The 22,667-nt window shown below is 48.1% G+C and carries 16 protein-coding genes and 2 pseudogenes; 12 read left to right on the forward strand and 6 right to left on the reverse strand.

All coding sequences use genetic code 11. The features are described from left to right. The first annotated feature begins 278 nt into the window (after positions 1–278). Positions 279–2,114, forward strand: coding sequence for a ricin-type beta-trefoil lectin domain protein (locus tag BZJ17_RS15935; protein WP_077641403.1), 1,836 nt, complete (start codon positions 279–281; stop codon positions 2,112–2,114). A 65-nt stretch (positions 2,115–2,179) separates the two neighbouring features. Here BZJ17_RS15935 and BZJ17_RS15940 read toward each other — a convergent pair whose 3' ends face one another. Both BZJ17_RS15940 and BZJ17_RS15945 read right to left on the reverse strand, forming a co-directional pair. Next, a complete protein-coding gene (locus BZJ17_RS15940) occupies positions 2,180–2,806 on the reverse strand; it encodes a DsbA family protein (protein ID WP_077641404.1) in 627 nt (208 codons plus the stop codon). Continuing rightward, positions 2,800–3,669: an MBL fold metallo-hydrolase gene (locus BZJ17_RS15945; RefSeq protein WP_077641405.1), complete on the reverse strand. Its 870-nt coding sequence runs from the start codon at positions 3,667–3,669 to the stop codon at positions 2,800–2,802. The genes BZJ17_RS15940 and BZJ17_RS15945 overlap by 7 nt, the downstream gene beginning before the upstream one ends. Before the next feature lie 168 nt (positions 3,670–3,837). Here BZJ17_RS15945 and BZJ17_RS15950 point away from each other — a divergent pair, with 168 nt between their 5' ends. Beyond that, a complete protein-coding gene (locus BZJ17_RS15950; RefSeq protein ID WP_077641406.1) occupies positions 3,838–4,740 on the forward strand; it encodes a LysR family transcriptional regulator in 903 nt (300 codons plus the stop codon). A gap of 42 nt (positions 4,741–4,782) precedes the next feature. Here BZJ17_RS15950 and BZJ17_RS15955 read toward each other — a convergent pair whose 3' ends face one another. From BZJ17_RS15955 to BZJ17_RS15965, 3 genes and pseudogenes are all read right to left on the reverse strand, one after another. Then, positions 4,783–5,262: a YaiI/YqxD family protein gene (locus BZJ17_RS15955; RefSeq protein ID WP_077641407.1), complete on the reverse strand. Its 480-nt coding sequence runs from the start codon at positions 5,260–5,262 to the stop codon at positions 4,783–4,785. 64 nt (positions 5,263–5,326) lie between these two features. Then, entirely contained in the window at positions 5,327–6,424 is a 1,098-nt protein-coding gene (locus BZJ17_RS15960) for an alpha/beta hydrolase (protein WP_077641408.1), read from the reverse strand. A 188-nt stretch (positions 6,425–6,612) separates the two neighbouring features. After that, positions 6,613–7,044: pseudogene (locus tag BZJ17_RS15965) on the reverse strand (type 1 glutamine amidotransferase domain-containing protein); the annotation flags it as partial. 340 nt (positions 7,045–7,384) lie between these two features. Between BZJ17_RS15965 and BZJ17_RS15970 the strand changes: the two are divergent. The 10 genes and pseudogenes from BZJ17_RS15970 to BZJ17_RS16030 all read left to right on the forward strand — a co-directional run bounded on the left by BZJ17_RS15970 (position 7,385) and on the right by BZJ17_RS16030 (position 20,903). Beyond that, a complete protein-coding gene (locus BZJ17_RS15970) occupies positions 7,385–7,915 on the forward strand; it encodes a copper resistance protein NlpE (RefSeq protein WP_077641410.1) in 531 nt (176 codons plus the stop codon). Positions 7,916–8,265: 350 nt separating this feature from the next. After that, positions 8,266–8,742 carry a type VI secretion system tube protein TssD gene (gene tssD / locus BZJ17_RS15975; protein ID WP_077641411.1) on the forward strand — a complete coding sequence of 159 codons (477 nt, stop codon included), beginning with the start codon at positions 8,266–8,268 and terminating at the stop codon, positions 8,740–8,742. A 59-nt stretch (positions 8,743–8,801) separates the two neighbouring features. After that, positions 8,802–9,512, forward strand: coding sequence for a DUF4225 domain-containing protein (locus BZJ17_RS15980; protein WP_241836831.1), 711 nt, complete (start codon positions 8,802–8,804; stop codon positions 9,510–9,512). Between the two features lie 1,838 nt (positions 9,513–11,350). After that, positions 11,351–11,530, forward strand: a pseudogene (locus BZJ17_RS17535) (ISAs1 family transposase); the annotation flags it as partial. A 1,319-nt stretch (positions 11,531–12,849) separates the two neighbouring features. Continuing rightward, the gene (gene doeA / locus BZJ17_RS16005) at positions 12,850–14,037 is read left to right on the forward strand and encodes an ectoine hydrolase DoeA (protein ID WP_077641416.1); all 1,188 of its coding nucleotides are present in this window, start codon (positions 12,850–12,852) and stop codon (positions 14,035–14,037) included. Positions 14,038–14,195: 158 nt separating this feature from the next. Beyond that, positions 14,196–15,191, forward strand: coding sequence for a N(2)-acetyl-L-2,4-diaminobutanoate deacetylase DoeB (gene doeB, locus BZJ17_RS16010; RefSeq protein WP_077641417.1), 996 nt, complete (start codon positions 14,196–14,198; stop codon positions 15,189–15,191). 10 nt (positions 15,192–15,201) lie between these two features. Beyond that, positions 15,202–15,693, forward strand: a complete 492-nt coding sequence (locus BZJ17_RS16015) for an Lrp/AsnC family transcriptional regulator (RefSeq protein WP_069587859.1) — start codon at positions 15,202–15,204, stop codon at positions 15,691–15,693. Between the two features lie 190 nt (positions 15,694–15,883). Beyond that, positions 15,884–17,653 carry a PKD domain-containing protein gene (locus tag BZJ17_RS16020; protein ID WP_108743839.1) on the forward strand — a complete coding sequence of 590 codons (1,770 nt, stop codon included), beginning with the start codon at positions 15,884–15,886 and terminating at the stop codon, positions 17,651–17,653. A 254-nt stretch (positions 17,654–17,907) separates the two neighbouring features. Further along, a complete protein-coding gene (locus BZJ17_RS16025; protein WP_077641418.1) occupies positions 17,908–19,467 on the forward strand; it encodes an NAD-dependent succinate-semialdehyde dehydrogenase in 1,560 nt (519 codons plus the stop codon). A gap of 32 nt (positions 19,468–19,499) precedes the next feature. Then, positions 19,500–20,903 (forward strand): aspartate aminotransferase family protein, encoded by a 1,404-nt coding sequence (locus BZJ17_RS16030; protein ID WP_077641419.1) that lies wholly within the window; start codon positions 19,500–19,502, stop codon positions 20,901–20,903. A gap of 75 nt (positions 20,904–20,978) precedes the next feature. On the opposite strand, the gene BZJ17_RS16035 is transcribed toward BZJ17_RS16030, so the two are convergent. Continuing rightward, positions 20,979–22,523 carry a BCCT family transporter gene (locus BZJ17_RS16035; protein WP_077641420.1) on the reverse strand — a complete coding sequence of 515 codons (1,545 nt, stop codon included), beginning with the start codon at positions 22,521–22,523 and terminating at the stop codon, positions 20,979–20,981. Positions 22,524–22,667 lie beyond the last annotated feature (144 nt).

The raw sequence follows: 22,667 nt of genomic DNA on the forward strand, positions 1-22,667 counted from the left end.
AATAAATGGCTTTTGCAATCGTTATCATTCGAGCGCRTTAATAATAAAAACTAATCTATATTAAATGACAATTTAATATGTAGACAAAATTATCCATAAAAAACAGAAAGTTCGCCACTCGTCTTTTCATGTTTACTATCACAGTTTTTATGTCTAAAAATAATAATATATTGATTTCATTAATCACTAAAACTAGTGTCCGCTCGCCGTTAAAGAACTATTCCACTCGGCAAACAAAACATAAAAACAAACAACGTAGAGTAATTACAACGAAAAGAATGATCACATTGTTGGCTATCGCTATACCATTATCCGCTTCCGCGGATGATCAACAAATAAATACCTTTATGACGGAATTCCATCAAGACCCCCAAAAGGTCATGAACGCACTTCCTCCGAAAGGGGGCGACAACTATCAAACCCCTGAAGCTAATGTTGTAGAGCGCTTTCGAGCAAGGATACGTGATGACATTATGGCGCGCGCAGTTGGCACACCGCCACCATTAGACCTTAATGATCGTATTATCGAGCCCTTATCAAACATACGCTTGTATAATGATAACCCCGCTCGCTTAGTTGACGCAGGAAATAATTTAATCCGTAATTTATCAGTATTAAGCCAGCAAGCACCGATTAGCAAAAAACTGACAACACAGCCATGGTCAGATACCTATTGGCCATTATATTCAGGTGCCGCGGCATGGCGCTATGCAGACCGAGAGCTTTCCGCCTCTAATTGGCAAAGTTATTATGACTTCTCTCATACTATCAAGCCCGTTAATACTTATCCTGATCATCAACGTGATTTGCTTTCCCCCGCAGAAAAGTATGATTTATTAGTAGGCGACGCGAACTACACATTAACCAAAAAGTCGTGGGATTCTGGAAAAGGTTACTTCGAGTCACAAGGGCATGTAGAAAAATGGATGGGACTATGTCATGGCTGGGCTGCAGCCGCGTACATGCTGCCTCGCCCCAAACAATCTGTTTCTGTACCGGACGCGAATGGCGAGATGTTAAAGTTTTATCCCTCAGACATTAAGGCATTAGGAACCTTACTGTGGGCGGAGGCCCCTTTTGACACCAAATTTATTGGTGGTCGGTGTAATATCAAAAATCCACAAAAAGATGAAAATGGCCGGATTATTGAGCCCGATTGTGTCGACAACAACCCGGGCAGCTGGCACTTAGCGGTGTTAAATCAAATCGGCATCACGGGGCGCAGCATGATCATGGACGCGACCTATGACTATCAAGTTTGGAACCAACCGATTCTCGGATACAAACTTACCTACTTTAACCCACAAACTCACCGCTCTTCGAATGATCCCAACAAGGTTAAGATCCCACTAACCCAATATAGAAAAGATAAGTTCGCGAAATACCGTTCGAGAAGTACGCAGTCGATAGTCGGTGTGCAAATGGTGGTCGACTATATGGTTGAAACCAATCCTACTCATCGTGAGAAAGATGTTCCAACATTCGATGGCGTCTCTCGAGTCACTTACTACTACGACTTAGAGTTGGATAAACAAGGCGATATCATTGGCGGCGAGTGGTACCAGAACCGTCATCCTGATTTCTTGTGGACACCGACTCCCAATGCCATTGCTAAATCTTACTATGATGGACAAGGTTCATGGCGTATTGATCAGCCCGTCCCCAAGAGCTGGCAGCGTCAGGCACCCCATGCATCACGTTACTCACAGCCTATGACCGCTGTTGTTTCAACGCTCTTCGATGCATCGGCAGGCGCACAAACGCCCACTACATTGTGGCAACAGCTTGTGACCCAAGACAACCATTGCCTCGACGTTGAGTCGAGCAGCAACCATCCCGGCGCAAGCGTATTTGGCTGGCAATGTCATGGTGGTAGTAACCAGCAGTGGCAATTAACCCCTGAAGGAAAACTCATGAGTAAAGTGGCACCAGATTTATGCTTGGATCAGCAAGGTGTACAAATCAGCATGGAATCGTGCGCTGACACCCCGAGCCAAACATGGCGATTTGAGGGTGGGCAAATGAAAAATGCGTTAGATAATGCGTTGAAATGGAATGCAAATACATGGCGAGTTGAGGCTGACATCAAGGGCAGTCAGTGGGAATGGCGCTAGCCTCTAACTCTCCCCCTTAAGTCACAAACGGCGAGCTTTATGCTCGCCGTTTTCGTTTGTTTGCTTTATGCCTGAGTCAGTGTTTGCCACAGCGCCTGCCATGCGTCTGGGCGACGATAGTATTGGCTCACTGTGATGGCTTGCCATTGACCGTTTTGCTCCACCAGCATGGATGGAAAGCCTCGTAAGCCATGCGCTGCCATCAATTGACGGGTTTGATTTACCTCGGGCATCACGTCATTTTCGGCACGATTCATCGCCTGTTGCCAAGCCTCTGCTTCTATCCCCATCTCACTGGCAAGCTCTGCGAGCGTGTCAGCGTCATAGACGGAGCGACCTTGCTGATAATGGCCCCGCTGGATGCGTTTCAGCATCTCCGCGCCCTTACCATCAAGCTGCTGAGCAGCGAGAATAGCTTGCGCGGTCATAAAGGAGTCCAAAATTACCGGCTGATCGCTTGCTACGCGGTCAAGATAGGCTTGACCAAATGTCTGTCCGGTTTGATCGGCAATGGTTTGATCTGCCGCCAAAATGTGTTGACGAAAGCTGTCTTCAATCGGCGCACGCTCACGCATACCACCCGGATGAAGCTGCAAGTTAATCTCAGAGTTGTTGCTCAGGCTTTCAATCAAGGTGGCGGCGCCAAAGCACCAGCCACACATTGGGTCAAAAACATAATGGACGTTTACCATTCCATCTCTCCCATATGTACTTTGCCACCAATTTCCAAAGCCATCGGCAAACCCGCTTTCGGATATTTCGCTTGCATGGTTTTAATCAGTTCAGCACTGTCTTTGCTGTTTGCTTTCGCCTCGGCAAAGTCTTGCAAATACTGCTGGGCAAAGGCGATGGTGTCAGCGTTTAGCGCCGTCCCCGCAGTCATATGTCCTGGGATCACCACGTTAGGCTTCAGTGCTGCCATTTCTTCTAGTTGTGCGGCCCAACCTTCACGTGCTTGATCAGATTGTGCGTCTGCCATCCAAAGGTGAACATTGCCATACACAGCGACGTTACCAAGGATCGCCTTGTTGGCTGGGATCCAAAGATACGGACGATGCGCCAGCTCGCCTTTCGCGCCACGAATTTCAATTTTACGGCCATCCAATGTCAATGATGAACGGGTATAAGCAGCGGGTACCACAGGGTTTTGCGGGGCATTGTCACCCATTTTTGGGGCCCAAAATGCCATTTTTCCGTCCAGTTTTTCTGCAATCGTGGCGCGTACGGCCGGTGTGGTGATCACCTTGGCATCAGGGAACATGCCGTGCAGCACTTCCGCACCAAAGTAGTAATCTGGGTCGGCTTGGCTGATAAAGATGGTGGTCAGCTCTTTCCCAGAGTCCAGCACTTTAGCGGCAATACGCAGCGCGTCTGCTTTAGTAAAGCCCGTATCAACCACCATGGCTTCGGTTTCGCCATACACCAAGGTTGAGTTTACGTGGAAGCTGTTACCATCCGCGTTATATACGTCTAAGTTCAAGGGTTCAGCATTATTTGCTGCCATTGCGCTACCAGTCAGTAATAAAGAGGCAGCTAGGGTTTTTATCAATTTCATCGTCGTGCTCCGTTGTTTTGCATTCGGTGTTGAGATGCTGTGCAGTTTACGGGCTCGACTTGTTCAGATATATAGCTAATAATTTACATCATTATTTCATAATTCGAGCATGCAAACGGGTCATCCCGCCTTACGAACGGGTGGCTCTTAAGCATAGATGAGATTGACATGGACACACTGACTGCCGCCCGCGTATTGATTGATGTAGCCCTTACGCAAAGTTTTACCGCCACTGCCGAGCGGCTCGAGATGTCGCGCCCCATGGTGACTCGCCATGTGGAAGCGCTGGAAGACTGGTTAGGCGTACGCTTATTGCAGCGCACCACGCGCAAAGTATCGTTAACCTCCGCCGGCGAGCAAAGCTTGCCACAACTGGAACAATGGGTTGAGCAAGCCAATGCCCTGACACAGCAATGGCAGCAAGAGACGGGCTTGACCGGCAAAGTACGGGTGGCCACCAGTATGTCGTTTGGTTTTGCGCAACTGATCCCCGCGGTAAAGCCTTTTATGGCCGCTCATCCCGGGGTCGATGTGGATATTGAGGTGCAGGATAAAGCAGTCGATTTGATTGCGGAACGGGTTGATATTGCCATCCGTATTGCGTCCAACCCAGATCCTTCCCTAATTGGTCGCCCGATCGCCACGTGTGATTCCGTCTTGGTAGCGGCACCGGATTATTTATCCGCCCATACACCCATCCGCTCACCAGAAGATCTCACCGCGCATAGCTGTCTCAGTTACAAACAATTTGATCGGCCAATTTGGCATTTAGACAAAGGTGAGGAACACGCCGCGGTTGAGGTGCAAGGTAAGCTATCTGCCAACGAGGCGACCACCTTGCTCAGTGCCGCCATTCAGGGCATGGGCGTGAGCATGCAGCCAGTGTATTTGGCTCATAGTGCCATTGCGCGAGGTCAGCTGGAGGTGGTGCTCCCCGATTGGCAACCCAAAGCGATGGATATCTACGCCTTGTACCCGTCACGTCGCAACCAACCACCGGCGGTGCGTGCATTGCTAGATGCGCTGATTGCCCACTTCGCAGATAGCGAGTGGGCACCGGTTGCTATTTAGCCAGCAGAAAAAATTGAGTGATGAGAGAAAAAGCGGGCCGGCTTAATCAGACGATTTTGCTTGCGCGGCATGATAACGCTGCGCTTTAACTAGCCATTTATCAAGCTGATTGGCAAAGGCTTGTTTTTGCTGCGGACCAAGCGGAGCAGGCCCGCCGGTGTGCACACCGCTACTGCGCATGGTTTCCATAAAATCACGGATATTAAGTCGAGCACGGATGTTTTCTTTGGTCAGCAATTCACCGCGGGTGTTAATCACCATCACGCCCTTTTCAATCACTTCATCCGCGAGCGGAATGTCTTGGGTGATCACCAAATCGCCCGCTTCTGCCTCGGCAACAATTTGGTTGTCCGCCACATCAAAGCCCTTTTCCACCTGACGTGCGCTGGCATAGGGCGACGGCGGTAAACGAATAAACTGGTTGGCAATAAAGGTGGCTTGAATGTGTGTTCGGTGTGCCGCGCGGACTATCATCTCGCGCATTGCGACCGGACAAGCGTCCGCATCTACCCATATTTGCATGCTGGTTCTCTTAGCGTTAGCGTCAATGCCTGCATTAAACCCCAATTCACCGCAAAATGAAACGTTACCCCTGCGTCGTATTCGTGTTTAGCTCGGGCACGCAGATAGTTGTCGGTCTTGGTTGCCCACTCTCAAACTGAGCCAGCCAAGCCGTTAAGCATGGCATCACACCATCGGCGAACGCTGCCTCCCCCTGCCACCAAATCCGTGCCAGTGTTAACCAGCGGTGACGCTTACTGTGCGCATTGGCGATGTTGTCGGTGCGCAGTAGGCTGTGATCGGCATGTTCAAACACACGCACGTGATAAAAAGGCAGCGGCGCGTTAGCAAACAGTTGATGATAGGTTGAAGCGGTTTTATCCGAATCGACATAAGCATCCTGCGCACCAAACAACGCTAATATGGGCACGTCGAGATCGGTAAAATCCGCGGTCACATCCGAGGCCCAATTACGTTGTACAAATTTCCAGAAGGCCTCGCTCATGGGCGCTTTGTCATCCTGATTTATATGGTCTAGATACTGCTGATACGACGCGCCGGATTGAATCAAGGCATCCACTGTCGCCTCCGCGGCTTGCTCAGTCGCACTCTCTGACTCACTGTATCCGGTGGCTAATCGCCGTTGACGTCCAGAATACTGGGATTGCGCCATCCAGTTGACTGCCCCGCCGACACTGATCAAAAAGTCGATGTTTTCTACTTGGTGCGCCACCTTGGGTATCACCCAACCAGCTTGGCTAAAGCCCATCAACCCCAGCTTGCCATCCTTTAGCCCCAAGGTTTGGCGCAAATAGCGAATCGCCGCCGCGACTTCATTGGCGCGATCTTGCATCGATTGCGACCGCCAATCCCCGCTGGAATCCAACACGCCCGGCTTATCCCAAGACAACGCACACCACCCATTCGCCGCTAACACTCGCCAAAGTGGGAGGTAATAGCCAAACGCATCGGTCGGCACGTCACCAGAGCCATGCACAAACACCACACACTGATGTGGCGTCTCAGTACCTACAGGTAAAATTAACTCACCGGCGAGCTGGTTATCGCCAGCGTTAAAGTGAATGGCTTGACGCTTAAGCCCTGCGTTTGGGTCATCCATGACTATGACCACAAACGCGCCTATCAGCACCAGCGCTATCAAACCTCGCTTTAGCCACTTCATCCCCTTTTTCCCTCCACCCCATTACCGCTAAAAGGTGTATAAATAGCCGGTATTGAACGACCAAAGATCGTCTCTATCCCTATGTTTTTAATCTACACGAATCCATTGAATAAAAAACACCCCTAGTAATCTCGCCCGATACAAAAAAAGCGCCCGCAGGCGCTTTCATCGAGAGACTATCATGTGACTTACTTTAACAACGCCAATACCGCATTGACGCACGCTTCGGACGACACCGGATTTTGCCCGGTGACCAAGTTGCCATCAGTAACCACATACGAGGTAAAGTCATCCGCTTTTTCATAAAGACCGCCGTTTTCTTTGAGCATATCTTCGACTAAAAAGGGGACTACCTCGGTTAAGCCAACGGCAGCTTCTTCGCTATTGGTAAAACCAGTAACCCGTTTGCCTTTCACCAGTGGCTCGTCACGATCTGAACGTGTATGGCGGAACACTGCTGGGCCATGGCATACCGCACCAACGGGTTTGCCCTGATAGTAGAAAGTCTCAATCAGCTGACGGGAGGTCGGGTCTTCCGCCAAGTCCCACAATGGGCCATGACCACCGGGATAGAAAATCGCATCGTACTCGTACGCATTCACATCGCTCAACTTAACGGTATTATTAATCATATCTTGCAGCTCAGCATCGCCATCAAAGCGGCGAGTGGGCATCGTGAGATGTCAGCACCATCAAAATTTTGTGTTGTTGCATCATCGCTCCTTGTTGTTTGACGCGTTCATTGACCGCTTTGCTATTCGGCAACCTTGTTACTAACGAAGTAAATCCCAGTTTTGATCAGTTGACGATTTCTTTACTTTCATCGAATAACATTGACTTAAGCCTAGCTTAACAATGACACCCCCCTCCTGTCTGCCGCTACAATGAGTACATCCATTAAGGGCAACGCCCTCATCACGTTTAAAGTAATCATGCATCTAACATGCAAAAGAGGTCATCATGAAAAAGGCATTTGTACTAGCACCACTCGCTCTTGTCGCTGTTTTAGTGGGCTGTGAGCAACAAGCCAATGACAAACCTGCAACCGAGACTCAAGTTGAAAATGCGGTAGAAAATGTTCAAGCTGGCGCAGAACAAGCAATGGATAGCGCCGAGAATGCAGTTGATGCGGCAGGCGATGCCGTCAGTGATATGGTTGATCACCATAATGCGAAGAACTCGCTAGATTGGAATGGTACGTATCAAGGTGTCGTCCCCTGTGCGGATTGTGAAGGTATCGAAACCAGCCTCACGCTGAACGACGATAACACCTATGTACTGACCAAAACCTATCTAGGTAAAGAAGGTGAGGCACTGAAAGAAGAAGGGACCTTCACTTGGGGCGACATGGGCACCATCGTCACCCTCCAAGGCCTAACCGACACGCCCAATCAGTTCTTCGTGGCAGAGAACCAAATCATCATGCTCGACATGAACGGTGAGCGTATCGACGGTGATTTAGCCGACATGTATGTGCTGAAAAAACAATAATCTAATGAGGGCCTGTGATATACTGCTTTACCACATAGTACAGGCCCTCTATGCGGTTATCTACGGGTTTAAAGAATTCAGGTATTACGGTTTAGATTATTGATTTCTTAGTCTACTACATACTCTTACACAGACCTCATCTCTTTCCCATTTGTTAAGTGAATATTGTCACCGAAATATCCACCACGATCAGACAGTTCAATATGATCTAACTTAACACCTTGATTTTACGATTAATCTACATTCACTCACTCAAATGAGAGATTGATTCCAGAAAGTCCTTTGCCTTTATTTCTGTCCAATCAAAATTGATATATTCGGCGAATAAATAGCTAGGCTAGGAGTAAAACGTGGCCCATACCGCATACATAAAGATGATTGGAGAAACGCAAGGCTGTATCACCCAAGGTTGCAATACCGATGACTCTATCGGGCGAAAAGCGCAGATTTCACATACGGACGAAGCAACCGTTTTAGCCTGCAACTACTCGCTAGAAAAAGAAGCGGACCAAGTCAGAAAAACTCTCAGTGCTTTAACCATCACCAAGCCGATCGATAAGGCCTCCCCTCTTCTTGGACTTGCTTTTTCAAAGCAAGAAAAGATTCAGTGTGAGATAAGGTTTTACAGAACCAATGATAAAGGCCACAACGAAAATTACTACACCATTGAGTTAGTTGATGCCGTTATCGCACACCTGTCGTTTAACCAGCCTCACGTCCTTATTTCTGGCGATGAAGATATGTCCGAGGATATTGCTCTTCGGTATAAAGATATCGTCTGGAAGCATAATATTACTGGTACCCAAGGCTACGAACGATGGGAGTAAGATCTAAGCCCTCGTCTTACGACATTGCCGTTGTTAGAAAAGCTGGCAAAGGGTTAACCATGCAAGCTACAAGCCTCGCTAATCGTCACATTCGAAGTGGGGTTTTGAAGAATCAATTCGTCAGAGATATTGATCGGTTTGAACAGTGCTTGGTTAATGACGTAGAGCGGGGCAAGAAAACCAAAGAGCAAGCTCTTACCGAAATGAAAAGAGAGCAATCCAGCTTAATGGAGCAGTCTTCGTTAATTGCCTCAAAAGGAATCGGTACTATTGCCGGTGCCATGCAAGTTGCCGCGGGTGGAGCAATATGCATATACTCTGCCGCATCATTATGCTCGATCGGCACATTATTGGTGACTCATGGGCTTAACAACATGTATGAAAACGGTAAATACTTTGTCGATGGCGACGAAGATGCAACTGGCTTGGTTCGCGAAGCTTATCAAGGTGCCGCCGAATTTGCAGGATATCCTAAAAGCTATGGAAACATGGCCTACTACGGTGTAGATTTGGCCTTGTCGGGCTACGGAATGGTAGCAAAAACAACCACAGTAAAAGATGCCGACAAGGCTTATCAAATACTATCAAAGGGCACATCCCAGACTTGGACTAAGAGCAGAAATGCTAAAAGATTTAAGCTATTTCGATATAGCTCTGAGGATTACCTGAGAGGTTATCAAGCAGCCTCAAAAGGTTCTTTATTTATAGAAACTCTATCAGATGCCAGCTCTATCCACTCTATAAGCAAAGAGGTCAAAAAAGTTGATTGAAATTATATTTTTCATTGTCATAAGTGCATCGCTAGCTTATAGCTTAAGAGTATGGTCCAAGAAAAGATCAAAAAGATGGTTATATATTTTTAAATATATCGTTTTGTTTGTTGTTGGTGGGCAATACTACTCAATTTTTTCATACAGTATGCCAGTAAAGGGGGGAGTGGATGGCAGGATTTTTTTCTTTGAAGATTTTTTGGTAGAAAGCCTAGGCTTGCCCAACAATGTTCAATTCGTTGCTTTGGCTTTCGTTATTTACATAGCATTTTTTTGCCATCCTAAAAAGTGGCAATAAAAATTCACGTATGTGTGTTTTCACATAAAACTAAATATTTTTTAAGTTCCAGATAAAATATTTAAGCTATTCCGATATAACTCTGAGTGTTATTTTAGAGGTTATCAAGCAATGAGAAGGTTTGCCCTAATAGTGCAAACAACAGCAGATCACTACAACATCAAAGTTATAAAGGACTCGTAAAGTTGAGCGAAGTTTTATTTTTCTTCATTACAGGTTTTTTATTAGCCATGTTACGAAAGGTGTCTCGTATACCCTTTAAAAACTCAGCATGCCTTTTCATCTACGTTGTTCTAGTTATTGGTTTTATCGGTGGGAATTACTACTCTATTTTCATAAATGGAACTTTATTGATGGATATATTCCCAAACCTATCATTTGAAGAAAATGAAGTAATTAGATGGCTTAGCATCATTATATGTTTATTTTTAGGGCTACTAACTCCCAAAAGGCAGTAAATAAATACTTTCATCACGATCGTTTCTTTTCGAAAAAGTCACACTCCACTGTGGGTATAGCTTATTACAGGAGCCGTTGGTGATGGTATGACTGCTGCCTCCTTATACAAAGAGATGAAAAAATGGCCGGCGCGATAGTGTTTTCTGTTGCATCTATTTGTCTTGTCTATTTATTATGGCGAATAAGTACCAAGCCATGCAAAGGAAAGTTTTTTCTGAGAATTATTTTACCTTTTCCCTTTGCAATACAATTTTTTTCTATTTTTCAATATGGAAACAAGACTGCTGGCGTGCCTGTGAGAGTTACTTTCTTTGAGGATATTATAGTTCATTACTTACATCTACCGAACCCTGCCGTTCAGTGGCTATCATTTATTTTTTGTATGCTCATTGTTATTTTTTGCTTTCCCAAAAACCCAAAGTAAGCGCCTGATAAATAAACTAAAAATTACTATTTTCACTAAAAATAATGCGTTCACACTAACGTCTAACACTTGGACTTAAGGGCAAAAAATGCTAAAAAATTTAAGCTATTTCGATATAGCTCTGAGGATTATCTGAGAGGTTATCAAGCCTCAAGCCAACTATCTCTGGGGGCAGAGTCCGTAAGTGATAGTTTTACAACATATTCATTGTATAAATGAGGTACAAAAATAATCGCTCCTGTATTGTTTTTTGTTATCTCTTTTGCCTTAATCTATTCCCTTTGGCGCCTAAATCGCATACCGTCTAATGGCACCCTCCTTTTTTTAAAATTATATTTTTTTTATTCTTAGGCACTCAGTTCTGGGCAAGATTCCAACATGGCACACAGACAGCTGGCGTGGCAGCTAGGATCCCTTTTTTGAGGCATTTATTGTTCGTACAATGAACTTACCAAACCCTACAATCCAGTGGGCATCTCTGTTTTTTTTCATCTTAACACTGGTGTTTTGCCTACCAAAGCGAGTTATCAAATAGAAAATGTAAGCAATAGCACACTTCATTGACAAATAAACGCTTTGATGGCAAAACACACGTCGACTAACATTTAATAGAGAAGATTAAAAAGAGGGAAAGCACAGAGCAAGATCACGTATGCTCAAATTTATAAAGATAATGGCGCAGCAAATGTAGCCTGCCTGCGACACATGGCCTCAAACATGGTGCGGGCTGAGTCGACCAATATCAGCTTGGTGGCCAAACAGAAGCGCTGTTTCATGAATCCCAACTTCTTAGAAAAGGCTTTAGCCGCAGGCATACCGACGATGGTTGAAAAATAAACACTCATGCTCTCGCTCTGACCGACCCTGCCCATCAATTTTGATTTTTTTGTTAGAACTTCCTATAAAATACTGAATAACTTCAGAAAACCAAAAACCACAATAAAGGGGCATAGTATTTTCATCATTTTTCCAAACTTCCTTCTCCATAATTCCAGCTTCTCGGAATTCTTTGGATTTCTTGGAACAGTACCAATAGCAAGCAAATACCCATATATCCCACCTAAAATAGGAATTAACCACTGTAGATCACCAAGCTTGAACATAATTAATTTTCCTTTTCAGACTTATTTGCATAAGCTCCAATAATAATAACGATTATAACCCCTATTACAAATGTAATAGCTGACATAATCAGGGATTGATTTGAAATCATACCAGTTGAACTATATTCTTTAAAAGGAGATATGCATGACCCAATTGCAATAGCAATTATACATATTAAATATCGATCCCATGTAAAGAGCTTTATATTTTTTTTCATATAGTCGTAAGTTGCTAATGCGCAGTGGCCGGTTTGGAGTGTAACGGAAAGCCTATCCAACTGGCGCTACTGGTTAGATAGAAATCACTCGAGAGCTATATGGTAGGACTTTTTGATTTCATCTTCAAGCTTATAATTTCACTAGAAATCTTGTTCATCAGATTAATACACTTTTCATAGCCCTCAGGAGTTGCCCGGCCTATCTTTACCTCTTGACCATACTTCACACCTAGATACCTCAATTTATCCAGATCACAAATTATCTGAATTCAGGGTTACGATGCCGGAGACATACTCTTTTTCAACGACAAGATAGTAGACGCTCTACAGCTACCTGGCTACATACAATTTTTGCCTTAGCAATTGCTCTTTACCTCTGTGTATTTTGTCATCCAAAGCACAGGAAAGACACGTAAGGTGCGGGATAACGAGTTGCCTAGGCTATTCATAATCTGTTTCCGCGTATGTCTTCCCCCTTCCCACACCTTCGCGTTTCGATCCAACACTTAACTGTCCGCACAAATTGGCAGTTTAGTGACAAAATTGTTTCTAACAAAACTTGACGATATTTCACTCTATGGTGTAACCCTTAACTAGAGGCGAAACAAAACCTTATCCTGTTGTGGAGAGCAGTGCGCCATTGTCAATAAATTAGACAATGAAAATCAGAGATGTACAGCCGCACACACAAGCGAGCCTCCTCCGTTTGTTCGATAACAAGACCGAAAAACGGCACCTTTCTGTACCGGTAATCGCCTTTGATCCAAGTTCGATTACCGGTCAGTAGTACGTTTTAGTAGCGCCACAGTCGTGGTATTGGACAGGAGTCATGCGTATGAGCGACGTTGTATTGAAGTTTTCATACGAAGAATACAGCGCCCGTTTAGCGAAGGTTCGCTATGCGATGGAAGAGCATGAGATCGACACCTTGTTGGTCCATGACCCTTCTAACATGGCATGGTTAACAGGCTATGATGGTTGGTCATTTTATGTGCCTCAATGTGTTGTGATCGGCGCGACAGGCGACCCTCTTTGGTTTGGTCGCATTCAAGACGCTAACGGTGCATTACGCACTGTCTACATGAGTGCAGAATGCATCACCTATTATCCTGACCACTACGTGATGAATCCCCCGCTCCACCCCATGGAGTACTTGTCTAACTATGTACTCGCTGAACGTTACTGGGATCGCGGACGGATCGGTGTTGAGAAAGACAACTATTATTTCAGTGCCACCGCGTTTGAATCATTAAAAGAAAACCTCCCGATGGCAACCTTGGTCGATGCGACTGGGTTGGTCAACTGGTGTCGCGCGGTGAAATCCGATCAAGAACTGACCTATATGCACACCGCCGCACGCATTGTAGAAAACATGCATCGTGTGGCCTTTGAAATGATTGAGCCCGGCTTACCCAAACACCTACTGGTGGCCGAGATCAATAAGCATGCGGTAGTCGGTCATGACGGTCACTTCGGTGACTACTCAGCCATAGTCCCCATGCTACCCTCTGGTGGTGATGCCGCCGCCCCTCATCTCACGTGGGATGATCGTCCGTTTAAACGGGGAGAAGGCACCTTTTTTGAAATTGCCGGTGTACATCGTCGTTATCATTGTCCGCTCTCTCGTACCATTTTCTTGGGCGAACCGGGCTATGAGTTCCTACGTGCGGATGAAGCCCTGCAAGCCGGCCTTGAGGCTGGACTCGCCGTCGCCAAGCCCGGTAATACCTGTGGCGACATTGCCAATGCGCTCAATGATGCGTTGTTGCGCTATGGATTTGACCGAGAAGGCGCACGGTGTGGATACCCGATTGGGCTGAGCTACCCACCCGACTGGGGAGAGCGCACCATGAGCTTACGCCCCAGCGATCAAACCATTTTGCGTGAGGGAATGACGTTCCACTTTATGCCGGGATTGTGGATGAAAGATTGGGGGATGGAAACCACAGAAAGCATTGTGATCACCCGAGATGGTGCGCAAACACTGTGTGATTTGCCCCGTCAGCTTTTTATCAAGCATTAGCGGCATCTATCGATAAAATCAATCAGGGCACAGCCATTGTGCCCTTTTCTATTCAGCCAAGTGGGTATTTTTGGCTACACTGATAAAGTGATGATTTAACATCAAACTTTACTGCGACAAGCCGTATAACATGCCAAGACACATCACAAGGAGAGGTTATGGAACCTACCGCGATTGAAGCCACCGTCGATTTCCATGCCGATGGCGTGCAGCACGGCTTCCTAAAACTGCCTCACTCGCACGACCAGTCTGCTTGGGGCTGTGTCACCATCCCCATTACCGTGATCAAAAACGGCGAGGGAAAAACCGCACTGCTGACCGGCGGTAATCATGGGGATGAATATGAAGGTATCACCGCGCTACTCAATACCTGTCATCAACTGATGCCAAGCGATATTAAAGGGAGAGTGATTATCTTACCCATGATGAACGCACCCGCAGTAACCGCAGGCACGCGCACATCACCTTGGGATCAAGGCAATATGAATCGCGCCTTTCCCGGCTCGCCCACTGGCAGCGTCACCGAGCAGATCGCGGATTACTTCACTCGGTATTTAATCCCACAGTGTGATACTGCACTTGATATCCATTCTGGTGGAAAAACCTTGGATCTTATTCCCTATGCCGCGTCTCACCGTTTAGAAAATCTACAACAAGCGGAAGCTTGTGCAGAGGGCGCGCGCTTATTCGGTGCACCTTATCAGGTGCAAACCACCGAGATGGACGCCACCAGCATGTACGACACCGCAGTAGAGCAACAAGGCAAGATTTTCGTTACCACCGAGTTAGGTGGCGGTGGCACCAGCACACCGGAATCGATCGCAATCACCCAGCGTGGTATTCATAATTTTTTGGTCTTTTCTGGCGTGTTGCAAGACGACTATCGCCATCCCCGTGTACCTCCCATCGCACTGGAGTTGCCTGACAAGCATTGTTACGTCCAAAGCGAACATGCCGGCATCATTGAATTCTGTGTACACCTCGGCGATCCCATCAAACGTGGTGATTTGATCGGCAAAGTACATAACATCGAACGGACAGGAACAGAGCCCGTCCCTTACTATGCCGAGCGTGATGGCATTTTGCTGGCTAAGCGCCACCTCGGTCGTATTTACATGGGCGATACCTTTGCCGTAATTGCTGAGCCTGTTTAGTGGAGGCGCCATGAAGTTAGACAAATTTGATATAAAAATCCTTCAAATCCTCCAGCAAGATGGAAGGATCACCAAGTCTAACCTTGCCCAAGCGATCAATTTATCGGTCAGCCCATGTTGGGAGCGTGTCAAACGCCTCGAGCAAGCAGGGATCATTGAAGGTTATGGCGCGCGGATTAACCCAGATGCGGTAGTGAAGTTAAATACCGTGTTAGTCGAAATCACGCTTGGCCAGCACGATGTCGACAGCTTTCAACGCTTTGAGCGCGCCATGCAAGCCTGTGAAGATGTGAAAGAGTGCTGGGCCACAGGTGGGGGGATAGACTACATTGTTCGGCTTGGCGTGACCGATATTGACTATTACCAACGGCTTATCGACAACTGGCTGACTGATAATTTAGGCATAAAACAGTACTACACCTATATCGTCACCAAGCAAGTCAAACGCCCTGCGTTGACGTTACCACTCGAAACACCGGATATCGCCGCTAATAACTATTGATAAACATATAATTTAGTGAGACTTTCCGGACTAACATTTAACTTTTTAGCAACATAAAAGCAACTGTTTCATGATTGCTTGATAAGTCTATCATTCTAGACATAGCGATTACACGACTCACGTCGGCTTAACTAGCCTCTATCGGGAAGACATTGATGTCTTACTCACTCACTGTAGATAGAGGATAATAATGAATAAGTCAGTTATGCTATCCGTCAGCGTTGCGCTTCTTAGCGGCATGGCGCTCCCCGTATCAGCGGCAGACACACTTCCAACTCCCGCTCCCATTAACATCGCAAGCCAGTACAGTCTCCAAGCCGATTTAGCGCCTCCAAAAACATTTCGTGCTACCGCACTCGGTGAAACGTATCAAAACAGCATAAAAATACATCAAGCAGACGCCGCCTTCGTCAAGGTACACTTCGCACAGTTTTCACTGCCTGATGGCGCTTATGTCGATGTGACAAGCGCCGATGGGACTGAGAGCTACCGCTATAGCAATCAAGCCAATGGCAAGCGCACATTTAATCCCACTCAGGGTGACGACGGTGTGACACAGTTTTCGGCCATGTCCGTCCACGGCGACACCGCAATTGTGACGCTCGTCCTTCCCACAGGCACCCAATGGCAACCTCAGCATGCGCTACGTGTCGATCGTTACCAAGCGGGCAATCCGGAAAACCTGATGGCGGCAGCCCAAGACGTGGGCACGCTATCGACGTGCGGAATCAACGAGCGTAAAGATGTGGCATGTTGGCAAGATAGCCATCCAGAGGAATATGAGCGCAGTCGCCCTGTCGCACGCTTGCTTATGAATGGCAGTGGCTTGTGTACTGGCTGGCGCGTAGGACCAGATAATCATATGTTCACCAACAATCACTGTGTTGAAAGCCAGTCTGAGCTGACTAGCACGGAAATATGGTTTAATTATCAGCGTCCAAGTTGCGGCAGCGGCACCATCAGTGACATCGTTAAAGTCACAGGGGATCAGTTACTCAAAACCGATTATACCCTCGACTACACCCTGTTCAGCGTCAATGACTTCGCGCGAATTGCCCAGTTTGGTTATATGGGTCTTGATGTACGCATGCCACAAGTTGGCGAAACCATCTTTATTCCTCAACACGGCGCCGGTAACCCGAAAGAGCTTGCCATTGAAAGTGACCAAAACAATGGTGGGATTTGCCAGATTGATGTCGCAGCAACCAATGGCCGAGGCACAAATACAGATGCGGGTTACTTCTGTGACACCACAGGCGGTTCATCAGGTTCTCCGGTGCTGGCAAGCAGCAGCCGCAACGTGATTGCCCTCCACCATTTTGGTGGTTGTGAAAACCAAGGGGTACGGATTGATAAGATCTGGCCGCAAGTCGCCAGTGAGTTTAATAATGTTCCACCACAAGGGGATCATCAAGCCGGTGGCGCGCCTATGGCGGTCTTCAACGGTCAATGTACTGCACTTGGCTGTGCGTTTGATGCCAGTGGTGCAAGCGACACAGACGGGCAAATCGTGAGCTATCAATGGGATTTCGGTGATGGCTATCAAGGTAGCGGTGTCACTGCATCCCATCAGTACGGCACCGCAGGCACCTATTCCGTCACCCTCACGGTGACCGATGATCAAGGCCTTACCAGCTCTGCGAGTAAAAGTTTCACGGTGGGCAGTGACAACGACTACCCTAAAACCGATCTCAGTGGCGCTAGCAGCAGTTGGCAGCATTTCGTATATACCGCACCGCAAGCGGGCACTGCCACCATTCGTATGTATGGCGGAACCGGCGATGCGGATTTATACGTTGAAAAGGGCACCAAGCCAGATCTCAACCAGTTTAGCTGTCGTCCTTACACCAGTGGTAACAATGAAACCTGCAGCCTTGATGTCAACGCGGGCGATGAAGTGTTTATTGGCATTCGAGCCTACCGTGCCTTTAGTGGCGTCACCCTCGATGTAAACCAGTAATCACTCCTTCCTTAGGCGCACCCTGCGGTTGGTGCGCCTAATTTTTAAATACCGGCGTCTTCTATATCGCCATTTATCACGCGCAATGGGTGTTTTTGTTATCACCAGAAAATTTTCTTCTGCCTTTCCCTCGTTTCAGAAAAAATTTTGCCGTTAGACAGTTCGAACAGAAAACCTGTCGCGGGCACTTTGCATACAGTAAATGAAGGCAAACGCTGATAGGCAGCGTCGCTGCTTTACGATGAGGAGGGAGTATGACCGTATTCCAATCACGCGATCTTAACTACACAGGTACCGCCGCAAATGCTCTGCGTCACGACGTGGCCGGTAAAGCAAGTTCAGATGTACTCGCGTATCTCGACGATCAGCGTTTATTTCGACAGCTCGCCTACTGCAACGGTAAGTGGGTGAACGGCGACGCCGATACGCCCGTGATGAACCCTGCCACAGGAGAAATTCTGGGCTACACCGCCTCGCTGAGCGCTGCACAAGTCAATCAAACCATCGACGATGCGCAAGTGGCGTTTCATCTGTGGCGTGCGGAGTCGGCCGAAACCCGTGCGGAGCGCTTAATGCAATGGCATGACTTAGTGATGGATAACCAACACGATCTCGCGCATTTGATGGTGCTCGAGCAAGGCAAAACACTTCGCGAAGCCGAAGGCGAAATTGCCTATGGTGCGTCTTTTATACGTTGGTTTGCAGAAGAAGCAAAACGTGTTTACGGCGACACTATGCCAAGCCATATTCCTAACGCTCACCTTGCGACCTTGCGTGAACCCATTGGCGTTGCCGCTTTGATCACCCCGTGGAATTTTCCCAGCGCAATGATCACTCGCAAAGCGGCAGCCGCACTCGCCATTGGCTGCAGCGTTATCGTTAAACCCGCGGAAGAAACGCCCTTCTCCGCCCTCGCATTGGCCGAGCTTGCGGAACGCGCAGGGATCCCAGCCGGTGTCTTTAACGTGATCATGGGTGATGCCCCCATGGTTTCAACTCAGCTGTGTCAAAGTGACAAAGTCAAAGCGATGAGTTTTACCGGCTCAACCCGTGTCGGCCGTCTGCTGCTCGAGCAAAGTGCTCACACGGTGAAAAAGTGCGCCATGGAGCTTGGCGGCAATGCGCCCTTTATCGTTCTGCCAGACATGGATATTCAGCAAGCGGCACGTGCCGCCATCGATGCGAAATTCCAAACCTCAGGACAAGACTGCCTCGCCGCAAACAAAATCTTGGTGCCACGTGACAAGTACCAAGCCTTTGTCGATGCCTTCGCCGCATTAATGGACGAACTTGAAGTGGGTAACGGCTTGTTGCCCAGCACCGATATTGGTCCATTAATTTCCTCTCGCGCGGTGGATAAAGCGCAAGCCTTGGTGGATGACGCCATCGCTAAAGGTGCCACCGTGATTGGCGGTAAGCTTAACCCAAATCTCGGCGAAAACTTCTTTGCACCCACCCTAGTCACCAAAGTGACACCCGATATGTTGGTGTATCAAGAAGAAACCTTTTGCCCTGTGGCCGTGGTCATTGCCTATGATGATCTCGACCAAGCCATTGCCATGGGCAACGACACCGAATACGGCTTAGCCGCCTATGTCTACGGCAATGACATTCGTGATATTTGGCGCTGTCTGCGCGGTCTTGAAGTCGGCATGGTAAGCGTCAATTCAGTGAAAATGACCGGACATCCCATTCCCTTTGGCGGTGTCAAACAATCAGGCTTAGGCCGTGAAGGGAGCCGTTACGGTATCGACGAGTTTAGTGAAATTAAATACTACTGTTTGGGTGGCCTGCCCACCGTGAGCGGCAGCTAATTAAGGTTTGCGTAAGGATAAGGAGACTGATCATGCGTCCAGAAACGAAAGCTTTGTTGGAAAAAGACAGAAACACCGTCTTCCACGCATCAACACACTTGAAGCAGTACGCCCACGGCGAAATGCCTGGCCGAGTGATTGAGACAGGTAAAGGGATTCGTATCACCGACTCAGAAGGTATTGAGCTGATTGACGGGTTTGCGGGCTTGTATTGCGTGAACATTGGTTACGGCCGTGAAGAAATGGCCGAGGCCATTTACGAGCAAGCCAAAAAGCTCGCGTACTATCACACCTATGTGGGCCACACCAACCAAGCACTGGTGACCTTGTCTGAGCGACTTATCAAGATGGCGCCGGGCATGAGCAAGGTGTATTACGGGATGTCAGGCAGTGACGCCAATGAATCACAAATCAAGCTGGTGTGGTACTACAACAACGCTCGCGGCAAACCCGAGAAAAAGAAAATCATTTCTCGCGATCGCGGCTATCACGGCTCCAGTATCGCATCCGGGTCGTTAACAGGGCTTCCCTTGTTCCATGCGCATTTTGATCTGCCCATAGAGCGTATCAAACACACCATGGCACCCTACTATTATCGTCGTGAAGATAGCGGCATGACCGAGCCTGAGTTTGCACAACATTGTGCCGATGAACTCGAGAAAATGATCCTTGCAGAGGGCTCTGATACCGTCGCCGCGATGATTGCCGAACCCGTGCTTGGCACCGGAGGGATCGTACCGCCACCAGAAGGTTACTGGACCGCGATTCGCAAGGTCCTGGATAAGTACGACGTTCTGCTGATCGCCGATGAAGTGGTGTGTGGCTTTGGCCGTATTGGTAGTGATTTTGGCTCGATTTACTACGATATGAAGCCTGATCTGATCACCGTTGCCAAAGGGTTAACCTCCGCTTATCAGCCTCTGTCTGGGGTGATGATCGGTCACAAGGTGTGGGATGTGCTGGAAGACGGTACCGATGCATGGGGGGCCATTGGTCACGGGTACACCTACTCTGGACATCCACTGGGCGCAGCCGCCGCGCTATGTAACTTAGACATCATCGAGCGCGAAAACCTCACCCAAAATGCTGCAACCACAGGTGAATACCTGCAAATGAAGATGCAGGCCGCTTTTGCGGACCACCCACTGGTTGGAGATAGCCGCGGGATTGGTTTGCTCCATGCGCTCGAATTCTCGCCCGATCGCGCCAATCGTAGCCACTTTGACCCCAACATGAAAGTGGGACCACAAGTTGCTGCCGCGTGCTTGGAGCAAGGCTTAATTGCCCGTGCGATGCCACACGGCGATATTCTCGGCTTTGCGCCACCTTTAGTGGTGACACCCAACGAAGTTGATGAAATTGTTGCCAAAGCAAAAGTCGCGGTCGATAAGGTGATGGATAAACTCGTCACCAGCGGTCAATGGCAGCCGAAGTAACAGAGTGTCACCACCGCTAAACGTAAAAAAAAGCGCCGATAATCGGCGCTTTTCTATCAATTGCGTATACCACGCTTAGCTTGCTGTCGCAGGCTCTAGCGCAAGATTCGCTTCTTTCTCTTTTTGCATTCGCATCACCGCTATTGGGCCGGTAATGAAAGTAAACGCAATCAAGAAAGAGACAGGCACAGCTGTAATCACGATGAACGACTGCAACGCATTCAAGCCGCCTTCACCAGCCAGCAAGAGCACACCGGCTACTACGCCCATAACAATCGCCCAGAATAGACGATGCGCGCGTGTCGGTTGATTGTCACCAGAGACCGCCATCGCAATGGAATACGCCATAGAGTCACCTGTGGTCGCCACAAAGGTGGTGGTCAACAGCATAAAGGCTGGGATCAGAACCACGCTGTACGGCAATTGGGATAGCGATGCAATCAAGATCGCCGGCAAACCCGCATCCGCCATCGGGCCGGAAATGCTCCCCGGAGACTGCAACTCATAAAAGATACCCGTACCGCCCAGTACCGAGAACCAGAAGTTAGTCGCAATCGGTGCACAAATCGCAACAGCAAAGATCAGTTCACGAATAGAACGGCCTTTCGAGATGCGTGCAATAAAGATGGCCATCATGGGTGCAAAACCAATGAACCAGCCCCAGAAGAACCATGTCCACCATGCATTCCAGCTGCCGTTATCGGTGTTGAGTGCCAGCGTGTGCATGTTATTGAGGTAATAGCTAAAGCCAGCACCAAACTGCTCAAAGATAAAACTCGTTGGACCCAGTACGATCACAACCGCAAGCAGCACGGCCGCACCAATCACATTCATCCGGCTTAACCATTGCAGACCTTTATCCATTCCCGTAAAGGCAGAAATAGAGTAAATCGCCACGACCGCGGCCAAGATAAGCATTTGCATCGACATGGTGTTCTCGATACCGACAAAGCTTTCCAAGCTGTAACCCAACTGGGTGGCAAGGAAGCCAATCGGACCAATGGTGCCCGCCGCAACGGCAATGATAGAACACGCATCAATCACAGAGCCTAGCCAGTGATTTTCTAGCTTGTCACCAAGCAACGGGTATAGCAGCGCACGAGGACGTAGACGCACGCCTGCTTGGTGGTGGGCATACATCAGCACGATGGTCGCCAAGGTGCCCAACACTGCCCAAGCTAAAAAGCCCCAGTGGAAGAAGCTTTGGCTTAACGCAGGGGCGACCGTTTGCATCGCGCCGGCTTCCATCTCGCCTAACGCAGGAGGTGGCGTCATAAAGTGGTAGATGGGTTCAGCCGCTGACCAAAAAACACCGCCGCCCGCGAGCAGAGTACACATGATCATCGCAACCCAGCGGAAACGGCTCATTGAGACGGTATCGGTGGCGCCCAGTTTCAACTTACCAAATTTACTGCCGCCAATGGCTAGCGCCAGCACGAAATTGATCACCATTAGCCACTGCCACCAGTAACCAAAAAGGTTGGCAGATTCAGCAAACAGCGACTGAATCACAGTGGAAAAATGTTCGAGGTCAAACAGAGCAAAGGCAAGGAAGAGAGCGACAAAGCCGATAGTAAAGACGGCAACAAGTCGATCGTTATTTTGTGTAGATTTAAGCATTAGTTCGCTCACAAGGTGTGTGAGGGGCGGCACTCTATCAGTGTGGCGAACGAATGACCAGCATAAATTGCATCGAACACTAACGATAAAAACGTGACAGACATCACCTATTCAGCCGTGGTGCGGGCTGAATAGGTTTATGAC

It is taken from the genome of Salinivibrio sp. IB574 (assembly GCF_001996205.1).
Lineage (GTDB): Bacteria > Pseudomonadota > Gammaproteobacteria > Enterobacterales > Vibrionaceae > Salinivibrio > Salinivibrio proteolyticus.